The following is a 25,103-nucleotide window of genomic DNA, read 5'->3' as shown; positions in this document are numbered from 1 at the left end:
CAGGTAGAGCGTGCCGATCGTCTTGTGGTCGGTGGTGGTGAGCCACTTCACGACCACGTTGCCGGGCTGCCGGCGCCGGACGGGAAGTTCGTCTTCGTAGGTGTCCGTGCCGAGCGCCTCGGACGACTTGTGCATGGCCACGTTGTTGCTCTCTCGGATGAGGAAGTTGCAGGAGGAAGCATGCCGTGACGAGGGGTGGCCCGGCCCCAACCCGCCTCTCGGCGAGTCGTTCCCCCCGACCCGTTCGAGCCCTTCCGGCACCGATGCGAACTGCCTGCCGTGAGCGCGCGTCGCCGTTGTTCCGGCCGCTGTGACGGTACGTACGGCCGGAACGCGGCGATGTGACGGGGCGCCGGCGGGGCCGGGTGACTCGACGGGGTGGGCTCCGGCGCCCGGCAGCGGTGGCGAGCGCCGGTGGCCGGCGGGGATCCTTCGTGTCCCCGCCGGCCACCGGCGCGGCTCCGTGGGGTGCGTGTGCCCGTCGGCCCGTCCGGCGACCGCAGGATCCGGCCGCGTTTCAGCAGATCCGCTGTTCCGGCCGACGGCGAATGCCGCATTCGGTGAGGTACGGCCGGTTTTCCCCTTACACCCCCACCCTCCCGACACATATAAGGTTAGGCTAACCTTTGCTCCGTGAGAGTCGGTGAAGAGAACCCAGCGGCCCCCGCCCCCCGCGGTCATGAGCTGTCGGCCACGGGTGTCACCGTGGCCTACGACCGTGTCGACGTCGTGCACGACGCGTCCCTGACGCTTCGGCCCGGCGAGGTGACCGTCCTGGTGGGACCGAACGGCAGCGGGAAGTCCACGCTGCTGCGCACCCTGGCGCGGCTCCAACGCCCCAGGACCGCGGCCGTCGTCATCGACGCCGGCACCGACGGGCTGGCCATGACGCCCCGCCAGTTCTCGCGTCATGTCGCCCTGCTGACCCAGCAACGCCCCACGCCCAGCGGGCTGACCGTGCGGGACGTCGTCGAGTTCGGCCGGTACCCGTACCGGAGCCGCTGGGGCAAGGCGGATCCGGGCGGGCGCGCCGCGGTGGACGGCGCGCTCGCCATGACCGGCGTCGCGGACCTCGCCGAGCGGGGAGCGGAGTATCTTTCCGGCGGCCAGCTGCAGCGCGTATGGCTCGCCTGCTGCCTCGCCCAGGAGACCGGCGTGGTGCTCCTCGACGAACCGACCACGTATCTCGACCTGCGCTACCAGGTCGAACTCCTGGACCTCGTGCGCGACCTCGCCGACGAGCACGGCATCGCCGTCGGCACCGTCCTGCACGACCTCGACCAGGCCGCGGCCGTGGCCGACCGGATCGTGCTGCTCCACGAGGGCCGGATCATCGCCGACGGACTCCCCGAGGACGTCCTCACCGCCCGGCGGCTGACCGACACCTACGGCATCCGCATCGAGGTCGACACCGATCCCCTGACCGGCCGCCTGCGTACCCGCGCCATCGGCCGGCACCACTCGCGAACAGAAAGGCTCGGTACCACCTCATGAGACGCCTCTTCCTCAGCGCCGCGGTCGCGTCCGCGGCGGCCCTCGCCCTGACCGCCTGCGGAACGACCGAGCCCGCCGCCGACGACGCGAAGAAGACCGCCGAGCCGATCACTCTCACCGACGCGACCGGCGCGGAGGTGAGGCTCGACGGACCCGCCGAGAAGGTCGTCGGCACCGAGTGGAACGTCGTCGAGAGCCTGGTGTCGCTGGGCGTCGACCCCGTCGGTGTCGCCGACGTCCGGGGCTACAGGACCTGGGACACCGCGGTCCCGCTGAAGAACGAGCCCGAGGACATCGGTACGCGCGGCGAGCCGAGCATGGACACCATCGCATCCCTGTCGCCCGACCTGATCGTCGCGACGAACGACCTGCCGCCGGCCGCCGTGAAGCAGCTGCGCGAGGTCGCCCCCGTCCTGGAACTCCGCGCCGCCGACGCGGCGGACCCCATCGGCCGGATGACCGGGAACCTCGAACTCATCGCGAAGGCCACCGGCACCACGGACCGGGCCGAGAAGCTCAGGAAGGACTTCGACGCCAAGCTCGCCGAGGGCGGGAAGGCCCTCGCCGACGCCGGTCTCGCCGGCACGAAGTACGCCTTCGCCGACGGCTACGTCGTCTCCAACCAGGTCTCGATCCGGCCGTACACCAGCGGCTCGCTCGTCGGCGCCGTCAACGAGAAGCTCGGTCTGAGGAACGCCTGGACGGTCAGGGGCGACCCGAGTTACGGGCTCGCCGCGACCGACGTGGAGGGCCTCACCAAGCTCGGCGACGTGCAGTTCGCCTACATCGGCAGCGACGGCGACGAGGCCAGCACGCCGTTCACCGGCGTCCTCGCCGAGGACTCCGTCTGGAAGTCGCTGCCGTTCGTGAAGAAGGGCAACGTCCACCGGCTGCCCGACGGCATCTGGATGTTCGGCGGCCCCGAGTCGATGGGCGCGTACGTCGACGCCACGGTCCGGGCGCTGACGAGGTAACGCCCCATGGCCGTCACCGCTTCCCCACCCGCCACCCGTCCGTCGGCGGTCCCGTCCCGGACGGGCACGGTCGCGGTGACGGCCGCACTGCTCCTCCTCGTCACGGTCCTCGCGGTCGTCGACATCGCCCAGGGCACGGCCGCCGTCGGTGCGCCCGAGGTCTGGAAGGCGCTCACCGGGCGCGCCGACCCGGACGACGCGTCCGTCGTCATCGCCTCCAGGCTGCCCCGCATGACCGCGGGGCTGCTCGTCGGGGCCGTGCTCGGCATGGCGGGGGCCGCCCTCCAGGCGGTCAGCCGCAACGTCCTGGCCTCGCCCGACACCCTCGCGGTGAACGCCGGTTCCTGTCTGGCCCTCGGCCTGGCCGCCGTCACCGGCGTCACGCTGCCGCTCCTCGCCTCCTCCGGTGTGGCGTTCGCCGGCGGTCTCGTGGCGGCGGCCCTCGTACTCGGGCTGTCGGGCCTGGGCACCGGCACCGTCCGGCTCGTCCTCGCCGGCAGTGCCCTCATGCTCGGACTGACCGCGATCACCGAGGCGCTGCTGCTGCTGTTCCCCCAGCAGACGGAGGGGCTCTACCGATGGAACCAGGGCAGCATCTCCCAGATCGGTTTCGCCGGCGTGCTGCAGATGGTTCCGCTCGGTGTCATCGGCCTCGTCGGGCTGCTGCTCGTCGCCCGCAGGATCGACGCGCTGGCGCTCGGCGAGGACGCCGCGCGCGGACTCGGCGTCCCCGTCCGGGCGACCCGTGTCACCGTGGTCGTGCTCGCGGCGCTGCTCTCGGCGGCGGCGGTGACGCTCGCCGGGCCGATCGGCTTCGTGGGGCTGTGCGCCCCCGCTCTCGTCCGGCCTCTGGCACGCAGGTTCCGCGGGTACTCCCGGGCGCGTGCCGGCATTCCCGTCGCCGGGCTGGCCGGTGCCGTGCTCGTCCTCGCTTCGGACGTGCTCCTGCGCGCCGTCGTGCCCGCCGATGTGGCGGTCGCCGTGCCGACGGGCGTGGCCACCAGCCTCGTCGGAGCCTTGTTCCTCGTCGTGATGGCCGCCCGGGTCAGGGACAACGCGGGCCCCGCGGCCACCGACCGGCTGCGCGTCCGCAGCCGGACCGCCTCCCTGACGGTGGCGGCCGTACTGGTGGCCGTGCTCGTCGGAGTGACGATCGCCGCCGTGCTGCTGGGCGACAGCAAGCTGTTGCTCGGCGACGTGATGAACTGGGCCCAGGGCAGGGCAGGTCGCACGGTCGGGTTCGTCCTGGACACCCGCGTGCCCCGGGTCCTCGCGGCGCTGTGCGCGGGTGCGGCGCTCGCCCTGGCCGGGACGCTCGTCCAGGCCGTGACCCGCAACCCCCTGGCCGAGCCCGCCATCCTGGGCGTATCCGGCGGTGCCGCGCTGGGTGCCGTTCTCCTCGTGACGACCGTGGCCCCGGCCGGGTCGTGGGGCGTGGCCGGCGCGGCGTTCGCGGGCGCGGCGGCCAGTTCCGTCGTCGTCTTCGGACTCGCCGCGCGGGGCGGCTTCCGGCAGAACCGGCTCGTCCTCGTCGGCTTCGGTTCCGCCACCGGGTCCGCCGCGCTGATCAGCCTGCTCATCGTGCTCACCGACCCCTTCAACGCCACGAAGGCGCTGACCTGGCTGTCGGGTTCCACCTACGGGCGGACCCCGGTCGACGTGGTTCCGCTCGCGGCCGTGCTGGCGGTGGGCGTCGTCGTCGCGGTCGTGCGGCGTACCGAACTCGACCTGCTGTCGCTGGACGAGGACACGCCGAGGCTGCTGGGGCTCGACCCGGCACGGGGGCGTCTGGGCTTCCTCGTCCTGAGCGTCCTGCTCACGGCCACCTCCGTGGCCGCCGCCGGCACGATCGGCTTCGTGGGGCTCGTCGCACCGCACGCGGCGCGGGCGCTGGTGGGCAGGCAGCACGTCCGGGTGGTTCCGGTGGCGGTACTCATCGGCGCGTCGCTCGTGTGCGTCGCCGACCTGCTGGGCCGTACCGTGATCGCCCCGGCGCAGCTCGGCGCCGGCCTGATGACGGCGGTGATCGGAACGCCCTACTTCCTGCAACTGCTCGTCCGCACCCGCCGGTAGGGACCGCGTCCGCACGGACGGACGCGTTCACGTGGCCTCCGGGCCGCCGTCGACGGTCAGCACCTGGCCGGTGAGCCGTTCCGTCGTCGGGTCGGCCAGCCGGTGAACCCACACGGTGATCTCCTCCGGCCGGCCCCGGCGGCCCAAGGGGATGCGGGCGGCCTCCGCTCTCTTGATCCGCTCGACCTCGGCAGGGGGAAGGCGGGCGGCGGTCAGGGCGTCACTCTCGATGGGCCCGGAGCCGGCGTTCCCCCGGACGCACCTGGCGGCCGCCGGCGTCATGGGCCAGCTCCGCAGTGCCCTCAGCAACCGCCACGCGCGTCGTGGACGGCCCCGCGCCCGCAGGCCACGACGCCGTACGCCGACGGCGCCTCGCTCGACCTCTGCACCGACGGGTTGATCGAGCGCCGCGGCGAGGACATCGACGAGGGGCTGCGGCGTCTCGCCGACCCTCTCGCCCGCCACTGCGAGGACGAGCCGGAGGGCCTGGTGGAATCCCTGCTCACCCTGAGCGCCGCCACCGACGACACCGCCGTGGTCCTCGCCCGCCTCTGACCGGGGCGACGGTGGTGCCGTCCCGGCTCACCGGTCCTCCCGGGAGATCTCCACCGGCCCCCTCCTACAGCCGTTCCACCAGGCCGGATCGCCACTCCGGCGACGGATCCGAGCCCAACTCGCTCCAGTACTCCCGGCCGGCGACGATCCGTCCGGAGTGCACGGTCCAGAACGACGCGACACGGTGCACGCCCGTCGTCCGGTGCGGCACCTCGACCTCCGACACCACCTCCCCGCCCGCGGCCACGATCCGCAGGACCCGGATCGACCACCCCTCCGGATACTCCGCGTTGACGCGAACGTAGTTCTCCCGGCCCACGATCCGTTCACCGCTGACCGGCCACTCGACGACGACGTCGGGGGCGAGCAACTCCCCCACGCCTGCCCAGTCCCGCGCCTGCATGCGCTCCCACAGCCCGTGTACGACCTTCGACGGCTCCATAAACCCATGCTCGCAGCCGCCACCGACACGCGCGGAGCCCGGCCTCCGACGTGCACGGGCGGCAGGGTCGCGGACCACGGTTTACGATCCTTCGTACAGCCTTTTCCTCCGGCCTTCAGGCCGCACTGCGACACCGGTGAGAGGCAGGAGGCAGTCACGTGGTCGAGTCCCAATCGGTGATCGCCCCGCCGGCCAGGGCCGCCGTGTTCCTCGTGTGCGCCGTCGCACCCGGTGGCGAGGCCACTGTCCGCGATCTGCTGCCGGACCTGGCGGGGCTGCGGAGATCGGTGGGGTTCCGTGTGCCGGATGCCGGGTTGAGCTGCATCACCGGAATCGGCTCCACCGCGTGGGACCGGCTGTTCGACGGTCCGCGTCCCCGTGATCTGCACCCTTTCGTGCCCCTGTCCGGCGGCCGCCACCGGGCACCGTCGACCCCGGGAGACCTGTTCTTCCATCTGCGGGCGCACCGCATGGACCTGTGCTTCGAGCTGGCGAGGCTGATCGGCGAGCGTCTCGCCGGAGCGGTCACCGTGGTCGACGAGGTGCACGGGTTCAAGTTCTTCGACGAGCGCGACCTCCTGGGCTTCGTCGACGGCAGTGAGAATCCCGAGGGCATGACGGCGACCGGCGCCGTGTTCGCCGGCGGCGAGGACCCGGGGTTCGCGGGCGGCAGCTATGTGATCGTGCAGAAGTACGTGCACGATCTCGCCGCCTGGAACGCGCTCCCCACCGAGGAGCAGGAGAACGCCATCGGCCGCACCAAACAGGCCAACGTCGAACTGCCCGACACGGCCCAGCCCGCGGACTCGCACGTCGCGCTGAACACCATCACCGACGAGAACGGCGACGAGCAGAAGATCTTCCGGGAGAACATGCCCTTCGGGAACGTGGGACGGGGGGAGTTCGGTACGTACTTCATCGGCTACGCGCGCACCCCCGCCGTGACGGAGCGGATGCTGCGGAACATGTTCCTCGGCGACCCTCCCGGGATCCACGACCGCATCCTCGACTTCTCGACGGCGGTCACGGGATGTCTGTTCCACGTGCCCACCGCCGACTTCCTCGACGACCCGCCTCCTCCGGCCACAGGCCGGGGCGCGGCCGCCGAAGGCTCCCTCGGCATCGGGGACCTCAAAGGAGCCCGATCACCATGACGACGCCCAACGGCATGAACAACCTGCACCGGGAACTCGCCCCGATCACGCCCGTCGCCTGGGCGGAGATCGAGGAGGAGGCACGCCGCACGTTCCGGCGGAACGTCGCCGGGCGGCGCGTCGTGGACGTCACCGGGCCCGACGGACCCGGACTCGCGGCGGTGGGCACCGGGCACCTGTCGGGGATCGACGCCCCCGCGCCCGGGGTCACGGCCCATCTGCGCGGGTCACAGCCCCTCGTCGAACTGCGGGTGGCGTTCCGCGTCTCCCGCGCGGCGGTCGACGACGTCGAGCGGGGTTCCCGGGACTCGGACTGGCAACCGGTCAAGGACGCCGCACGCACCATGGCGTTCACCGAGGACCGGGCGGTCTTCGAGGGGTACGCGGCAGCGGGCATCGACGGGCTGCGTGAGCGCAGCTCCAACCCCGCGCTCACGCTCCCGGCGGAACCACGCGAGTACCCGGACACGGTGAGCCGCGCCCTGACCGCCCTGCGCCTGGCCGGCGTCGGCGGCCCGTACTCACTACTGCTGGGCGCGGACGCCTACACGGCGGTCAGCGAGACCTCCGACCACGGCTATCCGATCGCCGCACACCTCGAGCGCATCCTCGACGGGCAGCTGCTCTGGGCGCCCGCCCTCGACGGCGCCTTCCTCCTCACCACGAGGGGCGGGGACTACGAACTGCGGCTCGGCGAGGATCTGGCGATCGGCTACACCTCCCACGACGCGGCCGAGGTCGAGCTGTACTTCCGTCAGACCCTGACGTTCCTCACGTACACGGACGAGGCGGTGGTGGCACTCGGCGCGTGAGCCGCCCCGAGGCAGGGTTCCTCGGATTCACGGAGCTCGCCGGATGCCGCGTCGGCCGGGCGGAGTTCGGCGCCGATCCGGTGGCCCTCCCGGGTCGCCCCGCTCAATCCGCGGACGCGGGGAGCATGCCGCGGATCAGCTCGGCCACCTCCCCCACGTGGTCGTTCAGGAAGAAGTGCCCGCCCTCGAACACGCGCGTGCGGAAGTCGCCCGAGGTGCACTCCCGCCAGTCCCGTAGGTCCTCGACGGGCACCTCGGCATCCCGGTCTCCCGTCAGGGCCACGACGGGGCAGGAGAGCGTCCGGCCGGGAGTCGGCTCGTACGAGGCGAGCGCCCGGTAGTCCCCGCGCAGCGCGGGCAGGATCACGTCGAGCAGTTCGGGGTCGTCGAGGAGCGCGGACTCCGTGCCGCCCAGTCTCCGGACCCGGGCGATCAGTTCGGCGTCCTCCCGCGGCCAGTCCCCGGGCCGCCTCCGGGCGGCGCCCGGCGCGCGACGGCACGACAGCACGAGCAGAAGCGGCTCGCGTCCGGGCACGCGCGCCAGCCTGACGGCCACCTCGTACGCGAGCGAGGCACCCATACTGTGCCCGAGCAGCGCCCGGGGGCGGTCGCCCCGCGGTCCCAGCTCCGCGACGACCAGGTCCGCGAGCCGATGGAGATCCTCGACGGGCGCCTCGTGCAGACGGTCGAGCCGCCCCGGGTACTGCACCGCCAGGACGTCCCCCGCCGGGGCGAGTTCCGCGGCGAGCCCGCGCCAGTATGCGGCGGAGCCGCCGGCGTGCGGGAAACAGATCAACTCGAACGCCGGTTCCCCGGCGGGCACGGCGCCGTGTTCCACCGTGTGGAAGCGCCGCAACCACAGGTTCCGCTCCTGACTCACCCCGACCAACTCCGCACCTCGAAGCTCCTCCACCGCACGTCCGTGGCGAACGCCCGGTGTGTCCGCACCTCACCGGACCTGCCCGAACGCACCGAACCGGGTTCGCACGTCCGCGGGTTCACCCCGCATCGTCGCATTCGCCCCCGTGAGTGTCGCTCCCCCGTCGACGTGAACGTGATCACCACGACGGTGCCCACGGCCATGACGGCGCCCACGACCGCTGCGTCGGGAGACCCCGCGGCGCTGCGACGCCATCGGGGTCTGCCGAGGTGCCGCGCGGGCCGCGCCGCCGGTACCGGAGCCCCGGTCGGGTGTCGGACGTGCTCGGCGCGGCCCGGTCAGGTGCCGGTGTCAGGCGCCGACGTACTCCGCGAGGTGCTCGCCGGTGAGGGTGGAACGGGCGGCGACGAGGTCGTTCGGAGTGCCCTCGAAGACGACCCGACCACCGTCGTGACCGGCGCCGGGGCCGAGGTCGATGATCCAGTCGGCGTGCGCCATGACCGCCTGGTGGTGCTCGATGACGATGACCGACTTGCCGGAGTCGACGAGGCGGTCGAGCAGCCCGAGCAACTGCTCGACGTCGGCGAGGTGGAGGCCGGTCGTCGGCTCGTCAAGGACGTAGACGCCGCCCTTGTCCGCCATGTGGGTGGCCAGCTTGAGCCGCTGCCGCTCGCCGCCGGACAGCGTGGTGAGCGGCTGGCCGAGACTGAGATAGCCCAGCCCGACATCGGCGAGCCGCTCGAGGACCTTGTGCGCGGCAGGCGTGCGTGCCTCGCCCGCGCCGAAGAACTCCTCGGCCTCGGTCACCGGCATCGCGAGCACCTCGCTGATGTCGCGGCCGCCGAGGTGGTACCCCAGTACGGAGGACTGGAAGCGCTTCCCCTCGCAGTCCTCGCAGGTGGTGGCGACCCCTGCCATCATCGCCAGGTCGGTGTAGATCACACCGGCGCCGTTGCAGGTGGGGCAGGCACCCTCGGAGTTGGCGCTGAACAGCGCCGGCTTCACGCCGTTGACCTTGGCGAACGCCTTGCGGATCGGGTCGAGCAGCCCGGTGTACGTCGCCGGGTTGCTGCGGCGGGAACCGCGGATCGGGCTCTGGTCGACCGACACCACGCCCTCGGCCCCCACCTGCCGGGGCAGCGATCCGTGAACGAGCGAGCTCTTGCCGGAACCGGCGACACCGGTGACCACGGTGAGCACCCCGAGCGGGACGTCGACGTCGACGCCCTGCAGGTTGTTGGCCCTCGCGCCGCGGATCCGCAGCGCGCCCGTGGGCGTGCGCACGGCCCCCTTGAGGGTGGCCCGGTCGTCGAGGTGGCGTCCGGTGACGGTGTCGCTGGCTCGCAGCCCCTCGACGGTGCCCTCGAAGCAGACGGTGCCGCCCGCCGTGCCGGCGCCCGGCCCGAGGTCCACGACATGGTCGGCGATCGCGATCGCCTCTGGCTTGTGCTCGACGACGAGGACCGTGTTGCCCTTGTCCCGCAGCCGCAGCAGCAGGTCGTTCATCCGCCGGATGTCGTGCGGGTGCAGGCCGATGGTCGGCTCGTCGAAGACGTAGGTGACGTCGGTGAGCGAGGAACCGAGGTGGCGGATCATCTTGACGCGCTGTGCCTCGCCGCCGGACAGCGTGCCCGCGGGACGGTTGAGCGAGAGGTACCCGAGGCCGATCTCGGTGAAGGAGTCGAGGGTGCCCTGGAGCGCGGTGAGCAGCGGCGCCACCGACGGTTCGTCGAGTCCGCGGACCCACTCCGCGAGGTCGCGGATCTCCATCGCGCAGGCGTCGGCGATGCTGATCTCGTTGATCTTCGACGACCTGGCCCCCTCCCCGAGCCGGGTGCCGTCGCACTCGGGGCAGGTGGTGAAGGTGACCGCCCGCTCCACGAACGCCCGGATGTGCGGCTGCATCGACTCCTTGTCCTTGGACAGGAACGACTTCTGGATCTTGGGGATCAGTCCTTCGTAGGTGAGGTTGATCCCGTTCACCTTGACCTTCGTCGGCTCGCGGTGGAGGAAGTCGTGCATCTCCTTCTTCGTGAACCTGCGGATCGGCTTGTGCGGGTCGAGGAATCCCGACTCGACGTAGATCCCGACGGTCCAGACGTTGTCGGACTTCCAGCCGGGGATGGTGAACGCGCCCTCGGCGATCGATTTGGAGTCGTCGTAGAGCTGCGTGAGGTCGATGTCGGAGACCGTGCCTCGGCCCTCGCAGCGGTTGCACATGCCGCCGGTGCGCTCGTAGGTGGCCTTCTCGGCCTTGGTCCTGGCGCCGCGCTCGACGGTGATCGCGCCGCTCGCCCGGACCGAGGCGACGTTGAAGGAGTAGGCGCTCGGCGGGCCGATGTGCGGTTGGCCGAGCCGGCTGAAGAGGATGCGCAGCATCGCGTTGGCGTCGGTGGCGGTGCCCACCGTGGAGCGGGGGTCGCCGCCCATCCGCTGCTGGTCGACGGTGATCGCGGTGGTCAGACCGTCGAGGACGTCGACCTCGGGGCGCGCCGCCGTCGGCATGAAGCCCTGGACGAAGGCGCTGTACGTCTCGTTGATCATCCGCTGCGACTCGGCGGCGATCGTGTCGAACACGAGGGAACTCTTGCCCGACCCGGAAACGCCCGTGAACACCGTCAGTCTGCGTTTCGGAATCTCGATGCTGACGTCCTTGAGGTTGTTCTCGCGCGCTCCGTGTACACGGATCAGGTCGTGGCTGTCGGCGGGGTGCGGCTCGGACGACTGCGGGTCGGTCCTCGTGGCCTTGCTCATCTTCTCTCCATCCGTCGGGCGCCCTCGCGGCCCTTCGCCGGCGTCGCCCGGCTCGGTCCGACCGCCCTCGAGCAGTATGTCCGGTGGTCCCTCGGCGGTGCGGATCGTGGAACCGCTGCCGGGTGCGGCCCGGCCCCGGCGACCGGCACGCGGACGGCCTCGCCGGCCGTCCGGGGGTGGGACGGTTCGGGGTGTGGGGCCGTGCGGAGCGCACGGGGGTCGTGCCACGGCCGCGCGATCACTCTCCACGTCCCCTGGGTGCGGACCGGACCGCCCGCGGGATCGCGGACGGCGCGGCCGCGCACGCCGTACGGCTGCCCCGCCGGCTCCCGGACGGCCTCGGCGCCGCCTCCGCGTCGTCGTGCGTGAGGCGGCTCGCGTGAAGGGTGGTGTCCATGGCCGTCACGCTAGCCGCAGCCCCGCCGCCGGTGCTTCTCCGATTCTGATCGGTCCGGCTCTGATCGGCCCGGCGGGGCCCGTCCCGGGGTATCCCCCTGGCCGCACCCGCCGGCCGTGAGTCCGAGCGCACGCGGCCGCCTCCGGATCCTCGGCGCGGCCCTGGAGCTGGCGGAGCAGGGCACCCGGATCGCCGACGCGGCCGGTGGTGTCACCGACGATGCCTGGGCCGACGCGTCCAAGCACTACGACGAGGACCAGATCGTCGCCCTGATGTCACTCATCGCCGTCATCAACGCCTACAACCGCATCAACGTGATCAACAGGCAGCCTGCGGGCGGCTACCAACCGGGTCGGTTCGGCTGACCGAGGACGCCGGCACCGCCGGAACCGAACGTCCGTCTCCGCGTCGCCGCAGCCTTCCGGCGGGGAGACGGACCCCGGCACCGGCCGGTTCCGTCCCAACCGGTGGAGGAACTCGTCCTACCATCACAGGACATGACGTCTCGTCAGTTCTGAACGGTCGGGCCACGGCTGCCGGACCACGGTGCTTGACCGCTCCCTCCGCCGGCGGCCCGCCGATGTCGGCTGCAGCTCGGTGCAACGGCCGCCGCGAACGGACTCCCGGCCCGGCTCGATCTTCCCCGCCTCGCCTCGCACCGGCTCCGGGACGGCTCCCCGGGCGATGACCGAGTGCGCCGCGCCCCCGTGGCCATGGGGGCGGGGCGGCTCCACCGGCGCGCCCGCGAGCACCGCGGCGCGGAGAGGGCGAGGCCGGTTCGCGGTGTGCCGCCGGCAGCGGGGCGCCGGCAACGACGAGTGACGTGTTCTCCCTCGCGTGATCGGTGTGAGCGCCCACTGACATCGCGGATCCCGGTGGTCGGACGTCCGCACGTCTCCAAGTTCGTCGTCGCCTTCGCACCGCGGTTCTGGCCCGGGGCGGACGTCCGGTGGGTCGAGGCCAACGGACGCCCGGCCGTCCTCGTGTCGTCCGACGGGCAGGCCTTCGCGCTCCTGTCCGTCGACGTGTCCGCGGAGGGCATCGAACGGATCATGTGGGTGATGAATCCGGACAAGCTGACGCCCTACACGGCGTCGCTGGGCCGCTGAACCCTCACCCTGCCGCCCCCTGCGGTGTCACATGTCCCACGGTGCAGGACCGGAGGTGGTGGGGCCAGGACCGGCAGTCGGCACAGCCGTGGGCATCCCAATGACTGAACAGCCGGTTTGTCCCAGGATGCGCCGCCACTCGGTCTGTGAGACAACTCCCACGACACGACTCGCAGCATGCGACATCCGAGACGGGGAACACGGTGTCATCTGACAACACTTTCGTCATCGTCGGGGGCGGACTGGCCGCGGGCAAGGCAGCCGAGGCCCTGCGGGAGCACGGCCACAGCGGCCCGCTCGTCATCGTCGCCGATGAGCGGGAGCGGCCCTACGTCCGGCCGCCGCTGTCCAAGGGCTATCTCCTGGGCAAGGAGGAGCGCGACTCGATCTTCGTCCACCCCGAGGGCTGGTACACCGAGAACGGCGTCGATCTGCGCCTGGGTACGAGCGCGACGGCAGTCGACGTGCGAGCGAAAGAGGTGGAGCTGGACGGCGGGCGCCGACTGCCCTACTCCAAACTGCTCCTCGCGACCGGTTCGTCCCCGCGCCGGCTGTCCGTTCCCGGAGCCGACCTCGACAACGTTCTGTACCTGCGGCGGGTGGAGGACAGCGAACGACTCAGGACGGCCTTCACCGAGGGCGCGAGGATCGTCGTGATCGGCGGCGGGTGGATCGGCCTCGAGACCGCCGCTGCCGCGCGGACGGCCGGAGCCGAAGTGACGGTGCTCGAGCACTCGGAGTTGCCGCTGCTGAAGGTGCTCGGGCGCGAGGCGGCCGAGGTGTTCGCCCGCCTCCACAAGGACCACGGGGTGGATCTCCGCCCCCGTGCCGAGGTCGAGAGCATCACCGGTACCGAGGGCCGCGCCGACGGGGTGCGGCTCGCCGACGGCAGTCACCTGGCCGCGGACACCGTGGTCGTGGGCATCGGCATCACGCCCAACGTCCGGCTCGCGCAGGAGGCGGGCCTCGAAGTGCGCGACGGCATCGTCACCGACGAGCGCCTGCGGACGTCGGTGCCCGACATCCACGCCGCGGGTGACGTCGCCAAGGCGTACCACCCGCGTCTCGGCCGTCATCTGCGCGTGGAGCACTGGGCCAACGCCCTGAACCAGCCGCTCACGGCAGCCCTGAGCATGCTCGGCCGGGACTCCGTCTACGAGCGGCTGCCGTACTTCTACACGGACCAGTACGACCTCGGGATGGAGTACATCGGGTACGTGGAGCCGGGCGGCTACGACCGTGTGGTTTTCCGCGGCGATGTCGCAGGGCGCGAGTTCATCGCCTTCTGGATGTCGGGGAACCGCGTCCTCGCGGGGATGAGCGTCAACATCTGGGACGTCATCGATCCGATCCGCTCCCTGATCGGTTCGGGGGCGGGGATCGACGACGCCCGGCTGTCCGATCCCGATGTGCCCCTCGAAAGCCTCGTGCCCTGACGCTCCGCAGCTTGGGCGAGGAGCGGTGGGCCCCGCGGGTGGCCCGTGCCCGCTGGGGGCCACCCGTCGCCGACAGCCCCGGCCCCGAAGCGACGCCTGCGTCCGTGCCGCGCCGTCGAGTTCGGAGGCCCTCGGGGACGCCCACTATGCGCCGGGCGCCCGCGGCTCTCGACGAGCCGTTCCGCCGGTCATTCCCGAGTCGTCCGGGCGATGGCGGCCGGCCGCGCGTCGTTCACGCTCCGTGGTGCCACCCCATATTCCGTCCACCGGGCCTCTCCCGACAGCCCAGTCGAGGCATTGCCGCACCACGGGACACCGGCGGCACACGGCCTTCGCCTCGGCCGTCTGGATCAGCGTGGGACCGCTGTCACCGCTGCCTACGGGGAAGAACAGATCAGGGTCCTCGCCCAGGCACATCGCGTCCAGTCGCCAACTCACGAAGACCTCCTCGCCGAGGAACGCGCATATGCTCGCGTCACTTCTCCGGGGCCGTACGAGAACGTCCCGGCCCGTCGTATGTGAGACCGAACCGCCGGCGTGTATGTGACATGGGCGTACCTGCGTTCCCACGAGGGGTCCCCCTACGGCGGACACCCGGTACCGCGGGCCGGCGGTGTCCCGAGTGCCGCGCCTGTCCGGTCGGAACCGCGGAGCGGACGGGAGGACACCGTACGGACCAGGCCGATCACGCGGTGCCGCTCTCGGAGCTGCTCGACGAGCGGCGGTGCCTGCTGGATGTCGCCCAGCGTCCGCTGGGCGACATCCAGTGAGGCCCGGAGCGCCGTGGACGAGGCCTTCCGGCGGTGGTACGCGCTGTCCCGTCCGGCGCGGTCGCGGATCACGGCGCCCCGTTCCTGGCTGGTGCGGGTGACCGACGCCGTCTGCCTGGACCGGCCGGCCCTGCCCGGCCGCGAGCCGGCCCCCGCCGGAGGGGAGCACGCGACCCCGGCCGAACAGTCGGCCACTCGGACGGAGCAGGAAGCGGGCGAGGTCGTGCCGGCCGGGCGGGCCGCGTTAGTGCCCGACGACGCCTTCGGCACGGCACCTCGCCCGACTCCGGCATCGCGGGACGGCCGGAGCCGGAGCGTGCCGAACCGGTTCGGCGTGCCACGGTGCGGCCTTCGCGCCCGCCGCCTGCGCCCCGCCACACCGCTCCGGCACGACCTCGTCGTCCACGCCGTCCGGCACGCCTGCCTCACCCAGGACGCGACGCTCCTGACGTCGCTGCCGGCACCGGACGCCACCGCCTCCTTCGACGGCGGCGGCAAGGTCCGTGCCCCGGACCGGCCGGTACTGGGCGGCCGACAGGTCGCCCGCAGTCTGCCGGCCCTGCTCGCCTGATGCCCGGGCAGCACGCCGCGGGCCCGGTCCGTCAACGGACGGACCGGGCCCGTGGTGCGCTACGGCCACGAGGTCGACGCGGTCAGCTGCCCCGGCGTCGCCGGACGCCGCGTCGTCCGGGTGCGGGCCGTTCTCAACCCCGACGAACTGCGCTCCTGGAACCAGCTGAGTGGGGCGCCGCCCGCACCGCCGGGCGGCTCAGCGTCGGGACGGCACACCGCCCCCTGTGGTGCCGGCTGTCCGGCACCGGGCGCCGGGTCGGTTACGGTGCTCACATGGGCGCCACAGCACGGACCCGAACCGGCGGTGCCGACGACGCGGGTGCCGACACGCTGTGGACCGCCACGCCACCGCTGTGGCTGCGCTCGCTGCCCGTGGCCCTGCTGGCCGCACTGGTCCTGGCCCAGGGAGTCACGCCCAACCAGGTGGAACTGGGCGCTTACTACGCAGCCGTGGCGCCGCTCGCGGCCCTGGCGTACGGAGCACCGGGTACCGCGATCACCGGCGCCGCCGTGCTCGGCATCATGCTGCTGCCCCGCGTCGGGGCCGGCAGCCTGATCGCCGACGAATTCGGGGCCGTCGCCGTGATCACCGCGCTGAGTGTGGTGATCGCCGGGGTGCGGCAGCACTTCCGCGGCCGCCTGGAAGTGGCCGGTTCGGTCGCCGAGGCCGCCCAGCTCGCCGTCCTCACCCCGGTTGCCGACCGTGTGGGCGAGCTGCGCTGCGCCGCCCTCTACCGGGCCGCACAGCGGGGTGCCCTGGTCGGCGGGGACCTCTACGACGTACGGTCGGGGCCCTACGGAGTACGGGCCCTGGTCGCCGACGTCCAGGGCCATGGGCTCGCCGCCGTCGGCACCGTCGCGGCCCTGCTGGGAGCCTTCCGCGAGGCCGTCCTCGACCAGCCGGACCTGCAGGGGGTGGCGGCGCGGCTGGAGCGGCGGCTGACACTCGATGCCGTGGCCGGGGCCGGCGGCGAACTGTTCGCCACCGCGCTCCTGATGGAGTTCCCGGGAGACGGTTCACACGTGCGCATCCTCAGTCAGGGCCATCCCCCGGCCCTGCTGCTGCGTGGCCGCACGGTGCTGGAAATGCGCTGCGAACCGGGCCCGCCGCTCGGCACCGGGCTGCCGGGGCTGCCGGCGGCCACCCCCACGACGGTGCCGCTCCGGCCCGGCGACGTGATTCTCGCGTACACCGACGGTGTCACGGAGGCGCGGGACTCCTCCGGCACCTTCTACCCGCTGGACGACCGGCTCACCGCCCTGCTCGCGGAGGGCTCGGATGCCTCACCGCGCGCCGTGGTCGACGCGGTGTGGGGAGACCTGCAGCGGCGCACGGGTGCGATGGACGACGACGTGGCGCTGCTGGCGCTCGCGGTCCCGGGTGCCGCCACCACCACGTCCGGTGGTCGAGCAGGGTCTCGACGCCCCGACCCGGGTCCGCCGCCGTGAGGGACACGGCGGGCGACCCGCTCCGTCAACGCGCCGGCGGGGCGGCCGACGCCGCGCCTGACGCGTCGGCGGTTGCGTACACCGCTGCGACGCCCTGCGCCAGGTAGGGGATCCGATGCGCCGAGACCCCGGCGATGTTGATGCGCCCCGAGGCCGTGCCGTAGATGGCGAACCGCCTGCGCAGTCGGCGCATGTCGTCCGGCACGAGCGGCAGCATCGAGAACATGCCCTTCTGCCGCGCGAGCGAGTTCGCCAGGGTGCCGCAGCCCAGCGCGTCGAGGTGGGCGACCAGGTCCGACCTGTTGGCGGTGATCCGGTCGCGCATGGCGTCGAGTTCGGCCCGCCACGCGGCCCGCAGCCCCGCGTCCTGGAGGATGGTGGTGACGATGGCGGCTCCGTGCTCCGGAGGCATCGAGTACAGGGTCCGTGCGGCGTTCTGCAGGGCCGTTTCCACATGCCGCAGCGCCGGGCCCGACGAGCCGAGGACGATCGCGCAGCCGGTGCGGTCGCTGTAGAGGCCGAAGTTCTTGGAGCAGCTGACGGCGATCAGCATCTCCGGAAGGCGGTCCGCCAGCATCCGGGTGGGCCGCAGGTCGGCCTCGAGCCCGTCGCCGAGTCCGTGGTAGGCGAGGTCGATGAAGGGGACCCAGCCGTTCGTCGCGGCGAGCCCGGCCATCGCCTCCCAGGTCTCGAGGGAGGGGTCGACACCTGTGGGGTTGTGGCAGCAGCCCTGGAGGAGGACCACGTCGTTGCGTCCCGCACCACGCAGGTCGTCGAGCATGCCCGTCGTGTCGGGAAGTCCTTCGCGGTCGATCCGGCCGTAGGTCCGGACCTTCAGCCCCGCTGCCTGGAGGATGGGCCGGTGGTTGACGTAGGCGGGCTCGCTGATCCACACCGTCGCACCCGGCCGGGTCTGGCGCACCAGGTCGGCCAGCAGGCGCAGTGCTCCGGTACCCGCCACCGTCTGGACGGCCGTGGCCCGTGCGATCAGGGCTTCGGCGCCGAGAACCGTGGACATCATGGCGCGGTTGAAGGCGGTGTTGCCCGAGAGTCCGCGGTACTCCTTGGAGGCGGAACGTTCCGCCAGGCGCATCTCGGCCTCTCTGACCGCCGACATGACGGGCGTCGATCCCGTGTGGTCCCGATACACACCGAGGACGAGGTTCAGGCGCTCCGGGCGCGTGTCGGCCTCGAACTCGGTAGCCAGATCCCACAGCGGGTCGGCGGGCGGGGAAGCAAGAAGTTCAAGCATCTGCGGAAACCTTGGCTCGGGGGCGTCGATTGGCGAGAACGACGCCGACGGTGATGAGGGGCACGCCGACCACGACGGGCAGGGTCGGCGCCTCGTCCAGGAGGGGGATGGCGAGCAGGACGACGGCGACCGGGCTGAGGCTGCCGACGACCGAGCTGCGCTGCGGTCCCAGCCGCCGGATCGCGAACGCGTACAGCAGGCCGGCGCACAGGCCGACGCCCAGCCCCTGAACGACGAGGAACAGCAGCAGGTCGCCGGCGGCCGCCCGGGCGAGATTGGCGGGCAGGACGCCGGTCAGGACCAGGGACGAGATGACGGCGAACGACGGAAGGCACAGCAGCCCTATGGATCCGACCGGATCGAGGTCCACTTCGCGCAGCCCCACCGTGTACAGGGCCCACAGGCCGCTGGCGACGAGCAAGGTGCCCGAACCCAGCAGGACATCCGTGTCCAGAACCACGGTGTGGCGGAGGACCAGCGCGATGACTCCGGCGACGATCAGCACCAGCCCGGCCGTCTGAGTTCCCCGCGGCGCACCACGCCCGCTCGCGACAAGGAGGGCGGAGACGAACAACGGGACCATCCCGGGGACGATCGCACCGACGAAGGCCGCCGACGTCAGCGATCCTCCGTGCATCGCCGCGAGGAAGAACGGCACCCCCGCACCACAGATGATCTTGGCGGCGGGACCCGGTCGCACAGCGGCCAGCCGGCGCCGACGCCGCCACAGGGCGGGCGCGAGGACGACGAGGGGCACACCGAACCTCAGCAGGGCCGCGTCGGCGGGCAGCAGGGTGGAGGCGCTGAGGGCGCGGGCGCTCAGCGCGAACGCGGCCCAGATCGCCACGGTCAGCAGCAGTGCCAGCATGCCCACCGCCTGTGGAGAGAGCCCTCCGCGCCGCGCGGCAGCTGACGTGGGTGCGGCGCTCCCGGCCTCCGAGGGCGTTGGCTCCACGGCCGTTCTCGTCGCGACCACCAAGGAACCTCCCACCCATGGACCTGACCTACGGGCAGCACCACGCCTCCCGCGACAACGAGGGCAACGTTAGATCACACAGCAGGGCAGACGATTGCCACTTGTGCCCTTCAGACATAGCTTTGAGGCAGAATCTGCCAAGGAGGCCCATGGACGCCGTCGATCTCAAGATCCTTCATGAGCTGCAGGCGGACGGTCGCCTGTCCAACCAGGACCTCGCGGACCGGGTACGGCTGTCGCCCTCGCCCTGCCTGCGCCGGGTCCGCCGCCTCGAGGAGTCGGGTCTGATCAGCGGCTACACCGCCATGGTGGACCAGGTCGCCTTCGGTCTCCCGATCACCGTCTTCGTGCGGGTCAGTCTGGAACGCCACACCGCCGAGGCGGTCAACGTGTTCGAGCGGCACGTAGGGCTCATCGAACACATCCAGGACTGCTACCTGATGGCGGGCAGCAGCGACTACCTGCTCAGAGTCGTCATCGAGAGCCTTGAGGCGTACGAGGTCCTGGTGCGCACGCAGATCCACGCCATCCCCGGAATCGCGTCGATCGAGTCCAGCTTCGCGTTCGGGAGCGTGAAGCAGTCCAGGGTGTACCCCCGCCCCGGCGCGCCGTCCCGCCCGGCGGCCGGTCCTCGTTGACCTGCCGCGCAGGAACCCGCGGGCCGAAGGGGCCGAGGAGGCGGATGGGAACCCCGGGTGCAGTCCGTGCGGCTGCAGGGGCGGCTTCCCCAGGCCGCGGGGCTCACCTCGTTCCTCCGCCGGGAATCGCCTGTTCCGCCCAGATGATCTTGCCGGTCTTCGTGTAGCGCGTGCCCCATCGTCGGGCGAGCTGAGCGACGATCAGCAGCCCCCGCCCTCCCTCGTCGGTGGTCCTGGCGTGGCGCAGGCGCGGCGAGGTGCTGCTGGCGTCGGAAACCTCGCAGATCAGGCCGCGGTCCCGGATCAGACGAAGACCGATCGGTCCGGTCCCGTGGCGGATGGCGTTGGTGACCAGTTCGCTGACGATCAGCTCGATGGTGAACACGAGGTCGTCCATTCCCCACTCGGACAGCTGCCGTCCGGCGAGACTGCGGGCATGCGCGACGGCGGCGGGGTCGGAGGGCAGGTCCCAGGTGGCGACCCGGTCGGAGCCCAGGGTGCGGGTCCGGGCGAGGAGCAGCGCGGCGTCGTCGGACGGCGGACCGGTCAGCAGGGCGTCGACCGCGCTGTCGCCGGTCTCCTCGAGCGTCGGACCGGGGACCGCGAGAGCGCTGCCCAACAGGGAGAGACCGACGTCGACGTCCCGGTCGGGGGCCTCGATGAGGCCGTCGGTGTAGAGCCCGATCAGGCTGCCCTCGGCCAGCTCGAGTTCGACGGATTCGAAGGGCAGCGACCCGAGGCCGAGCGGCGGTCCGGCGGGCAGGTCCAGGAAGTCGGTGGTGCCGTCGGGGCCGACGACCACGGGCGGGAGGTGACCGGCCCGGGCGAGCGCACACTGCCTGCTGACCGGGTCGTACACGGCGTACAGGCAGGTGGCCCCCATCAGCGCGGCGCCCACGCTGTCGCTCTCGGCCGTCGCCGACTCGTCACTGCCGGGCGCCTCCATGAGGCCGATGACCAGGTCGTCCAGGTGGGCCAGCAACTCGTCGGGGGGAAGGTCCAGGTTGGCGAGCGTGCGCACCGCCGTCCGCAGCCGCCCCATGGTCGCCGCGGAATTGATCCCGTGGCCGACCACGTCCCCGACGACCAGGGCGACCCGGGCCCCGGAGAGCGGAATCACGTCGAACCAGTCGCCCCCCACGCCACTGGGCGCATGTGCCGGGAAGTACCAGGAGGCCACCTCCAGAGCGGATCCTCCCGTCAGCTCCTGCGGAAGCAGATAGCGCTGCATCGAGCGGGCCGCGGTGCGCTCGCGGGTGTAGCGGCGCGCGTTGTCGACACACACCGCGGCACGGGAGACGAGCTCCTCGGCAAGACGTGCGTCGTCCTCTTCGAAGGGGCCCAGGCGCCGGGAGCGGACGAACGTCGCCGCGCCCAGGGTGATGCCGCGGGCCCGTACCGGCACCACCATGATCGAGCGGAACTTGTACTCGCGGATGACGGCGCCCAGCGACGGGTCCATGGCCACCCACGCGCTGGTGGAGGCGTCCAGGATCGGTTCCACCAGGGTCCGGCTTTCCAGCAGGCACCGGGCGACGGGGGACGCGGGGGTGCGCTGGACCGTCTCCCCCACGGCCAGTCTCGCCTCCGGAGCGCCCTCACGCACCGACTTCTGCGCCGCGCGGCGAATGACGGGGCTGGAGTCGACGGGCCCCGGAGCGGGTTCCTCACCCCTCATGACGGAGTCCAGCAGGTCGACGGCGACGAAGTCGGCGAGGGACGGCACGGCGTCGTCGGCCAGTTCCTGTGCCGTTCGGGTCACATCCAGCGTGCTGCCGATCCGGGCGCCGGCGTCGCTCAGCAGAGCCAGTCGCTCCTGGGCCCGCCAGCGCTCGGTGACGTTGATGATCATGTACCAGACGCCCACGTGGCGACCGTGGCGGTCCTTCATCCCGAAGAACGAGGCCGAGTACGCACGCTCCTGGTGGGGATCGGCGTAGCTGGGCCCGCGGAACTCGTAGTCCATCACCGGAGCCCCGGTCCGGAGGACCGTCCGCATCCTCTCCTCGAACGCCTCCGCCTCCAGCTCGGGCAGCACCTCCTTGACCTGCCGCCCGAGCCGTCGTTCGAGGGGGATCAGCCGCCCCAGTACGTCGTTCACCCAGACGTACCGCAGATCAGTGTCGAGAACCGCCACGCCGACCGGTGCGTGAGCGAGAAACGGCTCGAGCCTCAGCTGGCTCACCCCGCCCCCCGGCATCCGCCAGAAGGCACGCTCCGGCGGCCGGCCGACGAACCTGCCGAAGAGCAGCGCGGCGGCCGTGGCGACCAGCACGCCCGGCACCATCTCGTAGATGCCCGAATCGAGCGGCCCGAGCAGCGGACTGATGTCCTTCCAGAGGAGCACCGTGGCCGCGCCCGACACGATTCCCGCCATGGCCCCCGCCCATGTCATCCGCGGCCAGTACAGCGAGAGGAGGACGACCGGCCCGAAGGCCGCTCCGAAGCCGGCCCAGGCATAGGCGACGATGTTCAGCACCCCGCCGCCCTTGAGGGCGATCAGGCAGGCGACCAGGATCACCACCACCACGGCGCCGCGACCGACCCACACCAGCACCTTGTCCGAGGCCCGCCGGCTGAGCAGGGCCCGGTAGAAGTCCTCCGTGAGGGCGACGGACGACACGAGGAGCTGACTGTCCGCGGTCGACATGATCGCGGCCAGTACGGCGACCAGCATCACCCCCGCGATCCAGGGGTTGAGCAGGGTCTGGGTCAGGGCGATGTAGACGGTCTCCGGATTGTCCAGTGGCGTGTCGAGCTGCCCGATTCCCACGAGACCGACGAGCACGGCGCCGCCGAGCACGACGAGCACCCAGCCCGTTCCGATGCGCCGGGCCGCGGGGACGGCGAGGGCGCTGCGGATGCCCATGAAGCGTGCCAGGATGTGCGGCTGACCGAAGTAGCCGAGCCCCCAGGCGAGCAGCGAGATGATGGCGACGGCGCCGAGCGGCTCCCCGGCCGTCCACCGGCCGTCGGCATAACCGGCCTCTGCCCCCACTTCCAGCAGGGTCGGCGTCTTCTCGCTGAGGGCGTTCCCCAGCGCCCCGAAGCCCCCGAGCGCCCCGATACCGATCACGGGGAGCACCAGCAGGGCGAGGAACATCAGGGTGCCCTGCATCACGTGCGTGGTGCTCACGGCGAGGAAGCCGCCGAGGCACGAGTACACCACGATCACCAGGGCGGTCAGTGACACGGCGAGCTCGAAGTCGACGCCGAAGACCTTCTGGAACAGCAGCCCGCCGGCCACCAGTCCACTGGCGACGTAGACGGTGAAGAACACGACGGTGACCGCCGCCGAGACCATCCGGAGCATCCGGGTGCGGTCCTCGAACCTCTCCTCCAGGTAGGCCGACAGGCTCACGGCGTTACCGGCGCGCTCGGTGTAGGTGCGCAGCCTCGGCGCGACGAACAGCCAGTTGAGGTAGGTGCCGATCGCCAGGCCGACGGCGATCCAGCCGGCCCCGATCCCGGCCGCGTAGACGGCTCCGGGAAGCGCCAGGAACAGCCAGCCGGACATGTCGCTGGCGCCCGCGGACAGCGCGGCGACCGGCGCGCTGAGCCTGCGGCCGCCCAGGGCGAAGTCGGCGAAGGTGCGGGTGCGGGTGTACGCCCAGACACCTACTGCGATCACGGCGACCACATAGACGATGAACGTGGCCGTGATCGGCGGGCTCACATCGGACATGTCTTCCTCGCCTGCGAGGCTGACGAGCACGGGCGCAACACGTCGGCCGGTCTGCAGCGCCTTTCGCCCTGGCAAACAAATCTACAGATTCCGAGCCGACGAGGGCCGATCGGCGTGCTCCTCACGGGTGCCGCGGTGTCGGCCCCGGCCGGTCCCGCCGCGCAGCCGGCGCCCCGGAGCCGTCAGTCGGCCGGTGTCACCAGGAGGAGGGAGGTTCCCTCGCAGGGGAAGAGCGTGAGCCCGTTGTGGACGCTCGGCAGCAACGGTCCGGCGGAGAGCGAGGCGAAGTCGCAGGCCTTGGTGAGGGAGCCCGCCAGATGATGTGGGTCGGTGGAAGCCGTCACACGCCCGCGTGAGTTGACCAGTCTGGCCGGGGCGGACAGGCGTCGCAGCGAGGGAACGATCGCCGCTTCGAAGTGCCGGAGGTAGACGTCAGCGGCGGCGACTCCGGCGAAGCGGCCGTCGTGGGCGATGGGCAGGGAGAACGTCAGGCTGTACTCCTCGGAGCAGAGGTAGTCGACGTAGGGCCCGGCGACGATGCGCCGACCGGTGTCCCGGGGGTGTGCGTACCAGTCCCAGTGGGTGTAGTCGGCGTAGGAGGAGTGGGAGCCCTCCAGGTCGAGGACGAGCGGCGTGACACGTCCGGTCGCGTCCCCTTGCCACCACTCCAGCCAGGCGGCAGTGTCGGACAGGAGGTCGAGTGCCGCCACGAATCCGAGCCCGGACACGAGGTCGCCCCGCTGCAGGCGGCTGTGCAGGTGGGGGCGGAGTGACGCGAAATCCGACGAGTGCGGACGGCGGCCCTCGGCAGCCACCGCGGCCAGCCGAGTCGAGCAGGCCACCCTGATCTCGGCGACCGTGCGGAAGACCGTCTCGACGACTTCGCGAACCGCGTGCGAGGCGCGGGCCAGCGCGTCCCGGTCAACCTTCACCGGGGAAGCGGCGGGAAGACTGCTGCCCATGGGAGCCCTCCTCGGGGCGGAGCCTCCGCACGTTCACACCGTCTGGAGGCAGATCTGCACAAGGTGAGCCACAGAAGTCCTGGCGCACTCCTCCATCAACGACCCTGCCTGCTCGCTCGCTCCATTGTGCAGGGCGGAGATTACGTCATTGTGACGGCGAGCGGTAGCTTCCGCATAGGAGTCGTCGGCGAGGGCCAGGCTCATCAGCGCGCCGATCTCGGCCTGGACGGCCATCGCCGCCCGGGTCAGCCGCGCCGACTGGGCGGCCGCGGCCGCCTCGACGTGCAACCGGCCGTAGATCCTCGCCCGCTCCGCGGGCTCCTGTGCCCGCCGCAGCTCCGCCAAGGAACGCCGCATCGCGGCGAGGTCCTCGGGCTCGGTGCGCTGGGCCGCCAGACGTCCGGCCGCCCCCGAGATGGCCGCCCAATAGTCACCGAGATCGCGGAGCTCCTCGGTGCCCCAGTCCGCCAATTGCGCACGCAGCCGGTCGGCTGCGGGTGCGGCGGGCACGGTGACGAAGCTGCCACCTCCGCGACCACGACGCGTGGTCACCAGGCCTCGGTTCCTGAGGGTGACGAGCGCCTCCCGCAGCGTCACGGTCGAGACGCCGAGCAGGGAGGCCAGTTCCAGTTCCCCGGGCAACTGTTCACCGTCCTCCAGCAGGCCCAGCTCGATGGCGTTGCTCAGCCGACGCACCACGATGTCCACGCGCGCCACT

General features: G+C 71.9%; 19 protein-coding genes and 3 pseudogenes. 12 read left to right on the top strand and 10 right to left on the bottom strand.

The window, feature by feature from the left end; genetic code table 11:
* The first annotated feature begins 633 nt into the window (after positions 1–633).
* From QMZ92_RS03315 to QMZ92_RS03305, 3 genes are read left to right on the top strand one after another with little or no spacing between them, the layout of a single operon-like run.
* The gene (locus QMZ92_RS03315; protein WP_283295704.1) at positions 634–1,494 is read left to right on the top strand and encodes an ABC transporter ATP-binding protein; all 861 of its coding nucleotides are present in this window, start codon (positions 634–636) and stop codon (positions 1,492–1,494) included.
* On the top strand, positions 1,491–2,468 hold the full coding sequence (locus QMZ92_RS03310) for an ABC transporter substrate-binding protein (protein WP_283295703.1): 978 nt from the start codon (positions 1,491–1,493) through the stop codon (positions 2,466–2,468). Before QMZ92_RS03315 ends, QMZ92_RS03310 begins: the two co-directional genes overlap by 4 nt.
* 6 nt (positions 2,469–2,474) lie before the next feature.
* Entirely contained in the window at positions 2,475–4,541 is a 2,067-nt protein-coding gene (locus QMZ92_RS03305) for an iron ABC transporter permease (RefSeq protein ID WP_283295702.1), read from the top strand.
* A gap of 27 nt (positions 4,542–4,568) precedes the next feature.
* Here the strand turns inward: QMZ92_RS03305 and QMZ92_RS03300 are convergent, their stop codons facing one another.
* Positions 4,569–4,823, bottom strand: coding sequence for an SDR family oxidoreductase (locus QMZ92_RS03300; RefSeq protein WP_283295701.1), 255 nt, complete (start codon positions 4,821–4,823; stop codon positions 4,569–4,571).
* A gap of 51 nt (positions 4,824–4,874) precedes the next feature.
* Here QMZ92_RS03300 and QMZ92_RS03295 point away from each other — a divergent pair.
* Positions 4,875–5,096, top strand: a pseudogene (locus QMZ92_RS03295) (SpoIIE family protein phosphatase); the annotation flags it as partial.
* Between the two features lie 64 nt (positions 5,097–5,160).
* On the opposite strand, the gene QMZ92_RS03290 reads toward QMZ92_RS03295, so the two are convergent.
* On the bottom strand, positions 5,161–5,538 hold the full coding sequence (locus QMZ92_RS03290) for a nuclear transport factor 2 family protein (RefSeq protein WP_283295700.1): 378 nt from the start codon (positions 5,536–5,538) through the stop codon (positions 5,161–5,163).
* A 158-nt stretch (positions 5,539–5,696) separates the two neighbouring features.
* On the opposite strand from QMZ92_RS03290, the gene QMZ92_RS03285 reads away from it, so the two are divergent.
* On the top strand, positions 5,697–6,692 hold the full coding sequence (locus QMZ92_RS03285) for a Dyp-type peroxidase (protein WP_283295699.1): 996 nt from the start codon (positions 5,697–5,699) through the stop codon (positions 6,690–6,692).
* Between the two features lie 14 nt (positions 6,693–6,706).
* Positions 6,707–7,504: a family 1 encapsulin nanocompartment shell protein gene (locus QMZ92_RS03280; RefSeq protein WP_283295716.1), complete on the top strand. Its 798-nt coding sequence runs from the start codon at positions 6,707–6,709 to the stop codon at positions 7,502–7,504.
* Between the two features lie 103 nt (positions 7,505–7,607).
* Here the strand turns inward: QMZ92_RS03280 and QMZ92_RS03275 are convergent, their stop codons facing one another.
* Positions 7,608–8,417 (bottom strand): thioesterase II family protein, encoded by an 810-nt coding sequence (locus tag QMZ92_RS03275; RefSeq protein ID WP_283295697.1) that lies wholly within the window; start codon positions 8,415–8,417, stop codon positions 7,608–7,610.
* 318 nt (positions 8,418–8,735) lie between these two features.
* Positions 8,736–11,138 (bottom strand): ATP-binding cassette domain-containing protein, encoded by a 2,403-nt coding sequence (locus QMZ92_RS03270; RefSeq protein WP_283295695.1) that lies wholly within the window; start codon positions 11,136–11,138, stop codon positions 8,736–8,738.
* A 552-nt stretch (positions 11,139–11,690) separates the two neighbouring features.
* On the opposite strand from QMZ92_RS03270, the pseudogene QMZ92_RS03265 reads away from it, so the two are divergent.
* From QMZ92_RS03265 to QMZ92_RS03255, 3 genes and pseudogenes are all read left to right on the top strand, one after another.
* Positions 11,691–11,900, top strand: a pseudogene (locus QMZ92_RS03265) (carboxymuconolactone decarboxylase family protein); the annotation flags it as partial.
* Between the two features lie 498 nt (positions 11,901–12,398).
* Positions 12,399–12,644: pseudogene (locus QMZ92_RS03260) on the top strand (RNA polymerase subunit sigma-24); the annotation flags it as partial.
* A gap of 203 nt (positions 12,645–12,847) precedes the next feature.
* Positions 12,848–14,080, top strand: coding sequence for an NAD(P)/FAD-dependent oxidoreductase (locus QMZ92_RS03255; protein ID WP_283295694.1), 1,233 nt, complete (start codon positions 12,848–12,850; stop codon positions 14,078–14,080).
* 144 nt (positions 14,081–14,224) lie between these two features.
* Here the strand turns inward: QMZ92_RS03255 and QMZ92_RS03250 are convergent, their stop codons facing one another.
* Complete coding sequence (locus QMZ92_RS03250; RefSeq protein WP_283295693.1) at positions 14,225–14,518, bottom strand: WhiB family transcriptional regulator; 294 nt, start codon at positions 14,516–14,518, stop codon at positions 14,225–14,227.
* 297 nt (positions 14,519–14,815) lie between these two features.
* Here QMZ92_RS03250 and QMZ92_RS03245 point away from each other — a divergent pair, with 297 nt between their 5' ends.
* Both QMZ92_RS03245 and QMZ92_RS03240 read left to right on the top strand, forming a co-directional pair.
* Positions 14,816–15,421, top strand: a complete 606-nt coding sequence (locus tag QMZ92_RS03245; protein WP_283295692.1) for a sigma-70 family RNA polymerase sigma factor family protein — start codon at positions 14,816–14,818, stop codon at positions 15,419–15,421.
* A gap of 275 nt (positions 15,422–15,696) precedes the next feature.
* Positions 15,697–16,872: a PP2C family protein-serine/threonine phosphatase gene (locus QMZ92_RS03240; protein ID WP_283295691.1), complete on the top strand. Its 1,176-nt coding sequence runs from the start codon at positions 15,697–15,699 to the stop codon at positions 16,870–16,872.
* Between the two features lie 25 nt (positions 16,873–16,897).
* Here the strand turns inward: QMZ92_RS03240 and QMZ92_RS03235 are convergent, their stop codons facing one another.
* Together QMZ92_RS03235 and QMZ92_RS03230 are read right to left on the bottom strand one after the other, a co-directional pair.
* Positions 16,898–18,124, bottom strand: a complete 1,227-nt coding sequence (locus tag QMZ92_RS03235) for an amino acid aminotransferase (RefSeq protein ID WP_283295690.1) — start codon at positions 18,122–18,124, stop codon at positions 16,898–16,900.
* Entirely contained in the window at positions 18,117–18,992 is an 876-nt protein-coding gene (locus tag QMZ92_RS03230; RefSeq protein ID WP_283295689.1) for an EamA family transporter, read from the bottom strand. The genes QMZ92_RS03235 and QMZ92_RS03230 overlap by 8 nt, the downstream gene beginning before the upstream one ends.
* Before the next feature lie 257 nt (positions 18,993–19,249).
* Here QMZ92_RS03230 and QMZ92_RS03225 point away from each other — a divergent pair, with 257 nt between their 5' ends.
* The gene (locus tag QMZ92_RS03225; protein WP_138051763.1) at positions 19,250–19,738 is read left to right on the top strand and encodes an Lrp/AsnC family transcriptional regulator; all 489 of its coding nucleotides are present in this window, start codon (positions 19,250–19,252) and stop codon (positions 19,736–19,738) included.
* A 103-nt stretch (positions 19,739–19,841) separates the two neighbouring features.
* Here QMZ92_RS03225 and putP read toward each other — a convergent pair whose 3' ends face one another.
* The 3 genes from putP to QMZ92_RS03210 all read right to left on the bottom strand — a co-directional run bounded on the left by putP (position 19,842) and on the right by QMZ92_RS03210 (position 25,093).
* Entirely contained in the window at positions 19,842–23,423 is a 3,582-nt protein-coding gene (gene putP, locus QMZ92_RS03220) for a sodium/proline symporter PutP (RefSeq protein ID WP_283295688.1), read from the bottom strand.
* Positions 23,424–23,605: 182 nt separating this feature from the next.
* Positions 23,606–24,385 (bottom strand): cache domain-containing protein, encoded by a 780-nt coding sequence (locus tag QMZ92_RS03215; protein WP_283295687.1) that lies wholly within the window; start codon positions 24,383–24,385, stop codon positions 23,606–23,608.
* A gap of 33 nt (positions 24,386–24,418) precedes the next feature.
* Positions 24,419–25,093, bottom strand: a complete 675-nt coding sequence (locus tag QMZ92_RS03210; protein ID WP_502961982.1) for a FadR/GntR family transcriptional regulator — start codon at positions 25,091–25,093, stop codon at positions 24,419–24,421.
* Between the last annotated feature and the right edge of the window lie 10 nt (positions 25,094–25,103).

It is taken from the genome of Streptomyces sp. HNM0645 (genome assembly GCF_030056615.1).
In the GTDB taxonomy this organism is placed as follows: domain Bacteria; phylum Actinomycetota; class Actinomycetes; order Streptomycetales; family Streptomycetaceae; genus Streptomyces; species Streptomyces marianii.
This window is presented reverse-complemented; position numbering and strand designations above follow the sequence as displayed.